The sequence below is a fragment of the aff. Roholtiella sp. LEGE 12411 genome, from assembly GCF_015206995.1.
GTDB lineage: Bacteria > Cyanobacteriota > Cyanobacteriia > Cyanobacteriales > Nostocaceae > Komarekiella.
Genome location: NZ_JADEXR010000078.1, coordinates 16,520 through 27,482, shown reverse-complemented (window position 1 = coordinate 27,482; position 10,963 = coordinate 16,520). Strand labels below are relative to the sequence as shown.

Annotated in this window: 6 protein-coding genes and 1 tRNA gene; all 7 read left to right on the top strand. The window is 41.3% G+C overall.

The window, feature by feature from the left end; translation table 11 throughout:
- Positions 1 to 515 precede the first annotated feature (515 nt).
- Entirely contained in the window at positions 516 to 1,703 is a 1,188-nt protein-coding gene (alr, locus tag IQ246_RS17475; RefSeq protein WP_194004619.1) for an alanine racemase, read from the top strand.
- 126 nt (positions 1,704 to 1,829) lie between these two features.
- Positions 1,830 to 1,911 (top strand) — tRNA-Leu (locus tag IQ246_RS17470).
- Between the two features lie 809 nt (positions 1,912 to 2,720).
- Positions 2,721 to 3,788 carry a response regulator gene (locus IQ246_RS17465; protein ID WP_194004618.1) on the top strand — a complete coding sequence of 356 codons (1,068 nt, stop codon included), beginning with the start codon at positions 2,721 to 2,723 and terminating at the stop codon, positions 3,786 to 3,788.
- A 67-nt stretch (positions 3,789 to 3,855) separates the two neighbouring features.
- Positions 3,856 to 4,233: a response regulator gene (locus IQ246_RS17460; protein ID WP_194004617.1), complete on the top strand. Its 378-nt coding sequence runs from the start codon at positions 3,856 to 3,858 to the stop codon at positions 4,231 to 4,233.
- 4 nt (positions 4,234 to 4,237) lie between these two features.
- Positions 4,238 to 4,735: a chemotaxis protein CheW gene (locus IQ246_RS17455; protein ID WP_194004616.1), complete on the top strand. Its 498-nt coding sequence runs from the start codon at positions 4,238 to 4,240 to the stop codon at positions 4,733 to 4,735.
- Between the two features lie 63 nt (positions 4,736 to 4,798).
- On the top strand, positions 4,799 to 7,624 hold the full coding sequence (locus tag IQ246_RS17450) for a methyl-accepting chemotaxis protein (RefSeq protein WP_194004615.1): 2,826 nt from the start codon (positions 4,799 to 4,801) through the stop codon (positions 7,622 to 7,624).
- 111 nt (positions 7,625 to 7,735) lie between these two features.
- A complete protein-coding gene (locus tag IQ246_RS17445) occupies positions 7,736 to 10,768 on the top strand; it encodes a hybrid sensor histidine kinase/response regulator (RefSeq protein WP_194004614.1) in 3,033 nt (1,010 codons plus the stop codon).
- Positions 10,769 to 10,963 lie beyond the last annotated feature (195 nt).

Genomic DNA, 10,963 nt, shown 5'->3' with positions numbered 1-10,963 from the left:
GGATATAAACGGACTTGTACAACCTTGTGTAACACTCAGCATCACCTCCTTGATGTGCTTACTCTACCATAAACATATATTGTGATAAAGCACTAAAATACAATAATTGGTGATTCCTCAAACACCCCACTTCCTTATCAACCTGCGGTTGATATTAGTCGGAGGTGTTTTCGTCATCACCCGGCTATCCATCCCCGCCCTGTAGAGGGACGGGGAATTCCGCCGAATTAGTTAAATTTGGAACAGGACTTACGCAAAAGTTGCCAAAAAGCTTAATTTATCGAACCGCCAAGACGCCTTCTCTACGAGACACTACGTGAACGCGCAGCGTCTGGTAGAGAAGAACGCCGAGAATTCGTAGAGTGTGCGTAAGTCCCATAACTAAAAACCGCTATAAGCATCTTGTATCAAATCCCGGATGAACGGTAAACTTCCTGTTTAATCTGATATCGCTTCTAGGAGCGTGAATAGATAGTCTGGATGTTTAGCTAGTGGTGTCATAGGAGTCAGTGAAAATGTTAAGCAGCAAGCAAACCTCTGATGTAGTTTCTAATCAGCAATGCGATACCTACGCGTGGTTCTCGCAACGAGCTTGGGTAGAAATTGATTTGGGGGCGTTGTCGTACAATGTACAGCAGCTGGTACAGTTTTTATCGCCGCGTACTCAGCTGATGGCAGTGGTGAAAGCTGATGCTTATGGACATGGAGCCGTAACAGTTGCCCAAACGGTACTACAATCTGGGGCAAGTTGGCTAGGAGTCGCTACAGTTCCAGAGGCTATTCAATTGCGAGAAGGTGGAATTAAAGCTCCGATTGTAATTTTAGGGGCAACTCACACACCAGAGCAAATTCATGCGATCGCTCACTGGAAACTTCAGCCAACACTGTGCAGCCCCAAACAAGCGCTGGTATTTTCCAACATCTTAGAAGAAATGAACTATGGTTCACCCGTACCCGTACACATTAAATTAGACACGGGAATGTCTAGGTTGGGAACTAACTGGCAGCAAGCGGGTGAGTTTGTGCAATTGGTGCAGCGATTACCACATCTTTCTATTGCCAGTATTTATTCTCATTTGGCAACAGCAGATAGTCCTGACACCACAGTTATGAAAGAACAGCATAGACGATTTGAGGAAGCGATCGCTCACATCAAAGCAATGGGAATACAACCACCCTGTTTGCACCTAGCAAACTCGGCTGCTGCCCTCACAGATCCAGCATTACACTACGATATTGTCCGAGCAGGTTTAGCCATTTACGGACTCTACCCAGCGCCTCATTTACAAAATGCGATCAACCTGAAGCCAGTTTTACAACTTAATGCACGAGTCACTCAGGTAAAAACAATTTCCCCAGGAACTGCTGTTAGCTATGGGCATCAATTTATTGCCCCGCGCGAACTTCGTCTTGCCGTCGTGGGAATTGGTTACGCTGATGGTGTTCCCCGAAACCTCTCCAACAAAATGCAGGTGTTAATTCGTGGTCAGCGTGTATCGCAGATCGGCACAATTACAATGGATCAGTTAATGCTGGATGTGAGTGCCATACCTAATGTCCAAGAAGGAGAAGTTGTCACCTTATTAGGAGAACAGGGAAACGAACAAATCTCAGCGGATGATTGGGCTGAACAATTAAATACTATCTCTTGGGAAATTCTCTGTGGTTTCAAGCATCGTCTGCCTCGCATAGCAGTTATGTAAGCATTGGGCATGGGGCATTGATACAGAGACAAGATAGACAAGGAAGAGACTTCTTTAAGAATTTCTCCTTGTTTTCCCATTGCCCCTTCCCATAAATAATTTGTTGTGATAGTATGAGATATTGATGCGGATGTGGCGGAATTGGCAGACGCGCTAGATTTAGGTTCTAGTTCCGAAAGGAGTGAAGGTTCAAGTCCTTTCATCCGCACTTTTGAAAAATAGCCATCTCCTAGCTGGGCGTAAAAAACTTAGGATTTATGCCCCTAGGCTGGCATCAAACAATGTGCATAAATGGGCATAGTTCAGAACTTACTAAAAAGTCTTGTACAAACTGATTTTACAAGGTATGGAAATTAAGCAGTGCCCAATGCTTTTAACCTTCAGTACCAAACTAAATAAAATACACAAATATGCTGAAAGAGCAAAGTGTTAATTTCAGCGGTACTTAGGCATTTTGCAATAGTATAAATATAGGACTTACGCATTGACAAGAAATACCAAATATGGAGCAAGGTTAAAAACCATTTTTAGTTAATTCACATCACGATGCATTTGTACAGTGCGTAAGTCCTAGAATTTTATTATAAAAAATCATAATCATATATTATGAGCAATTTTACTTATATAGTTTCAGAGCTTATCTCAGTTAAGTCCCAGTGTTTGCCTACGTGTCAATACTGAGGCTTAACCATATTACTGCCAATAAAATCAGTATTATTCCTGTGGTCAGATTGGGGTCACTCAATGGAAAGTGGCTTCATCTAGTCTTGACATTTTTGTGTCTTATTCTCTAAAGATGTCTATTAATCCTGGTAAGAGTAAGAAAAATAACAGCAACTTATGAGTTGACTGAGATTTGAAAATCTGAAAATAATTCTGCCGCAGAATTCTACCACAAAACTAGATATAGACTTATGTATGTTATGATACAAAAGTTTGACTTTATATTTAATTTAAATTGTGGAAGAAGCTACTGCACAAATTTAGCTTACACGTATCGAATTTAGCTGAAGTAAAATGAGTACAACTCCTATAGGTAGCTACAGGTTGTTCCAGAAACTACATCCGCTATCTCTGTTGGCACAACTAACCAGCCGACATGCTACAGGTTGCTTACGGGTATTTACCGGGATAGTTTCTTGGTCAATCTATCTAGAGGACGGTAAACTTACTTATGCCTCCTATTCAGATAAACTGTTTGAGCGGCTTGATAGTCACTTGCGACGCTTGAGTCAGCAAATTCCCGCCCTCAACAGCGCTACTCGCGTACAAATGCGTCTGACATTTGAAGCGAATAATGAACATCAATTGATACCTAATGCAGACTATAAAGCTATTTGCTGGTTAGTAAAGCAAAACTATATTGCCTCTACGCAAGCAGGAAACCTGATAGACGAATTGGCGAAAGAAGTGCTGGAGTCATTTTTGTGCTTAAAAGAAGGGAGCTATGAATTTAATCCTGAAGACTCCTTAGATGAACTACCAAAATTCTGTCGTCTGGATTTGCGTTTACTAGTCGAACATTGTCAAAAGCAGTTACGAAATCGGCAAAATATCCAGTCATCAGTTCCTGCTGGTTTCCAAGTTTTGCCCACAACGCAGTCACCTCAAGTTCAGCCACAACTGCAAATAAAACTTGGACAACAATTGCCGAAAAAAATTAATTTTGATATTGCTGAGAATAGGAATAATAAAACTACTCAGACATCTGTTGGCAAAAACCTATATACAATTGCCTGCATTGATGATAGTCAAACAGTCTTGAATTCCATCAAACATTTTTTGGATGAAACCACGTTTTCAGTGGTGATGATCAATGATCCAGTCAAAGCTTTAATGCAAATTCTCCGCAGCAAGCCAGACTTGATTTTGCTAGATGTTGAAATGCCAAGTTTAGATGGCTATGAGCTATGTTCTCTATTACGAAAACATTCAGCTTTCAAGAATACACCCATTATTATGGTAACTGGCAGAACAGGGTTTATCGACAGAGCAAAAGCTAAGATGGTCAGATCATCAGGCTATTTAACTAAACCTTTTACACAATCAGATTTGCTAAAAATGGTTTTTAAGCACATTGGTTAATTTAGTAACAGCAAATAAACATAACTAAATTTAATTAGCCTTAAGTTATTTTTTAGGAGATTTAGTAGTGAGCCTAATTTTACTTGGCACAATTCTGATTGTAGAAGATTCTCCCAGCGAATTGGAACTAATGAGCCATTATCTCAAAGAGAGTGGTTACAACGTAATTAAAGCTGGTGGTGCAAAAGAAGCTCTAGAAAAAGCTGCGTCACAAAAACCCGATGTGATTGTTACCGATGTAGTTATGCCTGAAATGAGTGGATTTGAATTGTGCCGCTCTTTGAGAAAAAATCCAATTACTGAGAAAGTGCCGATTGTAATTTGCAGTTCTAAAAATCAGGAGATTGATCGGTTTTGGGCGAGGAAACAAGGTGCTGATGCCTATATAACAAAACCTTATACCCGCGCTCATCTGCTGCATACTATTAAATCAGTGGTAATTTGAATCAATGACTAGTTCAAAAATTATATCTTCCTCAAAACGTACAGACAATAATTCAGGAGATGGCTATCTTAAGTTTCAGCTAAATCAACAGACTACTGCTGTTCTATCAATGAGGCATACGCAAGAAGCGATTATTGTGCCTGTTGAATCTGTAACATCGATGCCAAATATGCCGGCCTGTATATTAGGATTAATGAATTGGCGGAGTCGCATAATTTGGGTAATTGATCTGCCAAGGATGCTCAATTTACAATCCCTAGACAATAGGCTGCGGCAGTATAATGCAATCGTTATCCGAGTGGAATCACTGCTGTTGGGCTTAGTTGTACAAGAAATCAAAGGTACAACTAAGTTCATGTCTGATGATGTTCATTCTCCTGTGGGACAAGTGGCATCCAGTTTAGTTCCTTATCTACGTGGCTGTGTTGTGCAACAGAAAGAAATATTATTAGTACTAGATGCACAGGCGATTGTGCAGTCTTCTATTCTCCGCAGTGATTAGGGTCTACTACTAAAAAAGAACGATTTTTAGTGTTCTTATTCACATACCTAGGGGAAATACTTGATGTTTAATAAAACTGACACAGCTAAGAGTGCTGATGCTCAAAATCGGGCATCGATGATTCCATCCCAAAAAATTACTAATAATAGAGTGCAACTAACGAATAAGCCTATTACTGAAATTTCTAATAATTCTTCACACAACCAGGTAAGTGCTTATTTCAAAAGGCTAAGCTTGGATACGAAAGCGACAATTTTAGCGATCGCAATCGGTATACTACCAGTGTTGGGCATAGGCGTGATCGCCTACAGTTGTGTCAACAAATCGATTACTAAGCAAATTACTCAATTCCAAGAAACAGAAGCTGCTGGCTTAAGCGATAAAATTAACCGTTTCATGTTGGAACGGTATGGAGATATTGAAGTACTCTCGAATTCGCCATTCTTGACAAATCGCCAAGCTAGTGTTATCATAACCTCTCAAGAAAAGCAAACAGTTCTAGATGAGATTGTTAAAGCGTACAAAGTCTATGATAGTGTTGCCTTTTTTGATCTCCAAGGCAACTCGATTGTCCAATCAACAGGCAAACCTTTAGACAATCACAAAGACCGTAATTATTTTCAAAATGCTCTGCAAAAAGACGCTACTGTCATCAGTAAAGCCGAAGCTTCAAAAAGTACAGGCGTCATGAGCATTTACATAGCTGCACCCGTTAAAGATAAAGTTACAGGCCAAAACATCGGCGTGGTGAGAGCGCGTATGCCCTTAAAATCTTTAAACGAGGTAATTGAAAATTACGCAAGCAGTGAACATCAATACTCTCTGGTTGATGCTTCGGGAAAAGTTTTTCTGAGTTCACAAAAGCAGTTATTGGGTAAAGAAGCAAAAGCTGAGTATCCCATAGCTAAACTGCTAGCAGCAAAAGAAGTAGCTAGTTTCACAGCAGTTCCAAAAACTTACAACAAGCAAGAATTAGTCAGCTATGTGCCATTCAGAAAGCTCGATGGCTTGCCAGATTTAAACTGGCAAGTGCTCTTATCTACAGATACAGCAATTGCATGTGATCCTCAAAGACAATTATTGTGGATTATTGCGATCGGGACAGTATTAACAGCCTTGATTGTGGGAGCGATCGCATCTTGGTTAGCCAAGCCTACCACCAAGTCAATTCTCAATGCGACTACCGCATTGACAGAGTTAGGTAAAGGTAAATTCAATACCCGTCTGGACAACGAAAGAGAAGATGAATTAGGAGTATTGAGTGCAAAGATTAACCAGACGGCCGAACAATTGCAGGTTTTAGTCAAAGAACAAGAACTAGATATTGAAGGGGCCAAATTACTAGCAGATATTACCCTACGAATTCGGAGAATTCTTAAAACCGAAGATATTTATCAAGCAGCAGTCAAAGAAGTTCAACAAGCGCTGAATACAGACCGAGTAGTCATTTATAACTTGAATTCAGAAACTTGGGATGGTATCGTCGTTGCGGAATCAGTAACTGGTAGTTGGGCGAAAATGCTTGGAGTGCAAATCAACGACCCCTATTACCCTGAACGCTATGCAGAAACTGATCAAGATATTCGGGTGCAGGCGATAGCTAATATTCATCAAGACCAAAGCTTGAAAAATGCCGATAGTTACATCCAACAGTTGGATAAATTTGCCGTCAAAGGTATTTTGAGCATACCAATTTTTGTCCAAGAGCAACTCCTCGGCTTACTAATTGCTCATCATTGCGAGACTTATAGAGTTTGGGAACAGCCAGAAATTGACTTGTTTCAACAGATAGCAACTCAAGTTAGCTATGCCTTAGAACAAGCCAAACTGCTTGAAAAAATAGAACAAGCAAAGACAATTGCAGAACAAGGCTCTGATGAAGAACGCCAACAAAAAGAAGCACTGCAACAACAACTTTTAGAACTGCTCAATGATGTAGAAGGTGCAGCTAGGGGCGACCTAACAGTGCGTGCAGATGTAACATCTGGAGAAATAGGCACTGTTGCCGACTTTTTTAACTCCATTGTCGAAAATCTCCGAGATATTGTTACCCAAGTTAAACAAGCTGCTACCCAGGTGAATAGTGCAGTTGGCTCTAACGAAGTAGCCATCCGCCAACTAGCAGAGGAAGCACTCACACAAGCTGCGGAAATCAATCATACTCTAGATGCTGTTGACCAAATGACGCAGTCTATGCAAGTCGTAGCCGAAAACGCTCAGCAAGCTGCTACTATTGCTAATCATGCTACCCAAACTGCCACCAAAAGTGGACATGCAATGGATTTGACAGTACAAAACATCCTGTCTCTAAGGGAAACCATTGGTGAAACTGCCAAGAAAGTCAAACGTTTGGGAGAATCTTCTCAACAAATTTCCCGCGTGGTGTCGTTGATTAACCAAATCGCCATCCAAACCAACTTGCTCGCCATCAACGCCGGTATTGAAGCAGCGCGTGCGGGTGAAGAAGGTCAAGGTTTTGCTGTAGTTGCTGAAGAAGTCGGTGAACTAGCAGTCAGAAGTGCAGCCGCAACCCAAGAAATTGAACTAATTGTTGGTAATATCCAACGAGAAACCAGTGAAGTGGTGCAAGCAATGGAACTAGGTACTACTCAAGTGGTGGAAGGTACACGAATTGTGGAGGAGGCTAAGCAAAATCTAGGTCAAATTTTGGATGTATCACGTCAAATTGACTCTTTAGCACAGTCGATTTCCACTGCGACAACATCTCAAGTACAAACATCTCAAACTGTCAGACAATTGATGAAAGACCTTGCTGCTGTATCAAAACGCACTAGCGATTCTTCCCGCCAGGTTTCTGAATCTCTGCAACAAACTGTCGAGATTTCTCAAGAATTGCAGGAGACCGTTGGTACATTTAAAGTCAGTTAAGTAAGTTATTTGTCATTTGTCTTTTGTCCTTTGTCCTTTGTTATTTGCTAGTGACCAATGACCAATGACTAATGACCAATGACTAATGACCAATGACTAAGGACAAAAATAATGTCACAGGACAAAGAATTAGAAATCCAGATGCAATTTCTGGAAGAAGCAACTGATTACTTGAATACGCTGGAAGGGGTATTACTGGAAATCGACACCAGTAACCGCATCGATTTGGATAAAATCAATGCTGCACTCCGAGCCGCTCACTCCATTAAGGGTGGCGCGGGGATGATGGGATTTCGGGCGCTCAGTGATTTAGCTCACCGTTTGGAAGATTCTTTTAAAGTTTTAAAAACCCGAAAAAATTCCCTAGAAATTGATACTCAGTTGCAAAGTTTATTGCTATCTGGAGTTGACTGGCTGCGTCAAATAGTGGAATTACTCTCAGAAGGAAATTCTGTTGAAGAACAGTGGTTGGCAACCTTTTGTTACCCGATTTTTGATGAGCTGCACGATCGCCTGGGCGACCCCACCCCTGAAGACGCCACGACCATGCTCTCACCAGAAGACGGGCAAGATATTATTCCCTTGTTATTTGAAACAGAAGTAGAAGGATGTTTACAGCGCCTAGAATCTGTGTTAGCAGATAGCGGACAGCCTGGTTTACACGAAGAAGTTGTGATCATGGCAACTGAATTAGGCGGTTTGGGGGAAATGCTCCAATTACCAGCTTTTACCCAGTTGTGTGAGTCAGTAACGCAGCACTTAGAAGCAGTAACCTGCGATCGCATTCCCGAAATTGCCCAATTAGCACTAGAAGCATGGCGGCGATCGCAAGCTTTAGTACTGACAGATCAACTGGATAACCTACCTACAGACATTGAATTTGGTGGAGTGGCAAATACATACACTCAATCTGAGCCACTCGCCACAGATGTAACTGACACCAGTCTCCACAATATAGAAGTAATATCAACAGATGATTTACAATCGGAGCGAACTGAAGAGAATTGGCTCGTCAATGAACCAATTGCTGCCAATTTTACTTTTTTAGATACAGATATTGCTAATGATGTGGCTACTGTCAACATCCCAGAGCCAAATACAATAATTGCTGGAGAAATTACTACAGATTCGGGATTGGTCGAACGCAAAAATGAGCCAATTGGTGTTGGTAAAGAACGTGAACTTCAAGAAAATAACGTTAGAGTTCCAAGTAAACAACTTGAGCAAATTAATGATTTATTTGGGGAACTGATTGTCCAACGCAACGGATTAAACTCCCATTTAGAAAGATTACGCAAACTCGTTCGTCACCTGAATCAGCGAGTACAAGTTCTCGAACGAGAAAATCAAGAACTTCGTACAGCTTATGACAAAATGGCGACTCCACCCGTAATTTCATCTGGTAAGCCATCCAATATAGAACATAATTTAGTATCTGAAGATAGCTATCAAATACAAGGCATAAAAAGAGGATTTGATACCTTAGAAATGGATCGCTATAACGACTTAAACCTGTTATCGCAGGAAGTTATGGAAACCATTGTTCAGGTACAGGAAGTCACTACTGATATTCAACTTAGTGTTGACGATACAGATCAGATTGCTCGCAAACTTAACAAAACATCAAAACAGTTACAGACAAAACTCAATCACATCCGAATGCGTCCGCTGTCCGATTTAGTTGAGCGTTTTCCCAGAGCCTTGCGCGAGCTAAATGTAGAGTATGGGAAAAATGTACAGCTAAAACTTGAAGGTGGCAATACTTTAATTGAACGCAGCATTTTGGAGGCTTTGAATGAGCCTTTAATGCACCTGTTAAGGAATGCCTTCGATCATGGTATCGAAGAATCTGCGACCCGCCGCGCTTTGGGTAAGCCAGAACAAGGATTGATTGAAATTAAAGCTACTCATCACAGTAATCGCACCCTCATTACTATGCGTGATGATGGTCGGGGCATTTCTCTAGAGAAAATTCGCGCCCGGGCCCTAGCTATGGGATTAGATGCTTCTCTACTCGCTAGTGCTAGTGATGAAGAACTATTATCACTAATTTTTGAACCAGGTTTTAGTACTTCCGACCAAGTGACATCATTATCTGGTCGCGGTGTCGGAATGGATGTAGTCCGCAACAACCTCAAACTGATTCGAGGAGATGTCAAAGTTGATACAGAGTGGGGTGTCGGCACTACCTTTACTCTGTCAATGCCATTTACACTTTCGGTGGCACGAGTTTTGTTGGTAGAAATCAACAGGATACTCTTGGCATTTCCCACAGATGTCGTTTCGGAAATATTCTTATTTCAAAACGAGCGAGTTTTTCCAATGGCGGGTAGTGAAGTCCTGAATTGGCAAGGAACTATGTTGCCACTAATTCGCCTTGGCCGTTACTTAGAGTTTAATTGCCCGCGCTACGATACCCCAGAACTAGAAACTCCCCCAGCGATTAATGCTAGTAGCGTGTTAGTAGTCAAAAGCAATAATCAGCCAGTCGCAATACAAGTAGACCGTTGCTGGGGCGAACAGGAAGTTGCTATCCGCCAAGTCGAGGGAAATATACCTCTACCTGAAGGCTTCAGCAACTGTACGATTCTCGGTGATGGTCGAGTAGTAGCACTAGTTAATACCAACGAGTTGCTGTATTGGATTGCTACTAATCAGCGTACTCCCAGAAGTAATCAATTACCGTCAGCCAGGTTAAAAACAGCATTCCTCATGTTTGAGGATGAAAAAGTACCAACCCCTACTAACCAGAAAGGCACGATTTTGATCGTAGATGACTCGATTAATGTTCGTCGCTTTTTAGCTCTGACTCTCGAAAAAGGGGGGTATCAAGTAGAACAAGCTAAAGATGGTCAGGATGCTTTGGAAAAACTTCACAGTGGTTTGCAAGTTCAGGCAGTGATTTGTGATATTGAAATGCCTCGCCTTGATGGTTATGGCTTCTTAGATCGTGTAAATACAGACGTTGATATGAAAAATATTCCCATTGCCATGCTGACCTCTCGTAGCAGTAATAAACATCGGCAGCTGGCAATGCAACTGGGTGCGCGAGCCTACTTCTCTAAACCTTACAACGAGCAAGAATTACTCCGAACAATGGATGAAATAATTTGTACTGTAGCTGGCAAGGCTGCATCTAATTGAATTCAATTGAAGAACGGCTTTGCATGAAGTAGCAAGTAGCATTTTTCCTACCCAAGCGAATGCATTTCCTAAAAAGAAGAGTATCCGAAGGGCTTGTCACCATAAGTAGCCTCAGATAGATTCTGCTTTGGAGGATTGACACTTGGTAAAATCATACCAAGATCAGAAATATATACCAATTCAATTGGTAAAAAT

Bases quoted from the DNA above. Each gene is read 5' to 3' on its own strand.
- alr (WP_194004619.1), top strand. From the start codon at position 516: ATGTTAAGCAGCAAGCAAACCTCTGATGTAGTTTCTAATCAGCAATGC.
- IQ246_RS17465 (WP_194004618.1), top strand. From the start codon at position 2,721: ATGAGTACAACTCCTATAGGTAGCTACAGGTTGTTCCAGAAACTACAT.
- IQ246_RS17455 (WP_194004616.1), top strand. From the start codon at position 4,238: ATGACTAGTTCAAAAATTATATCTTCCTCAAAACGTACAGACAATAAT.
- IQ246_RS17450 (WP_194004615.1), top strand. From the start codon at position 4,799: ATGTTTAATAAAACTGACACAGCTAAGAGTGCTGATGCTCAAAATCGG.
- IQ246_RS17445 (WP_194004614.1), top strand. From the start codon at position 7,736: ATGTCACAGGACAAAGAATTAGAAATCCAGATGCAATTTCTGGAAGAA.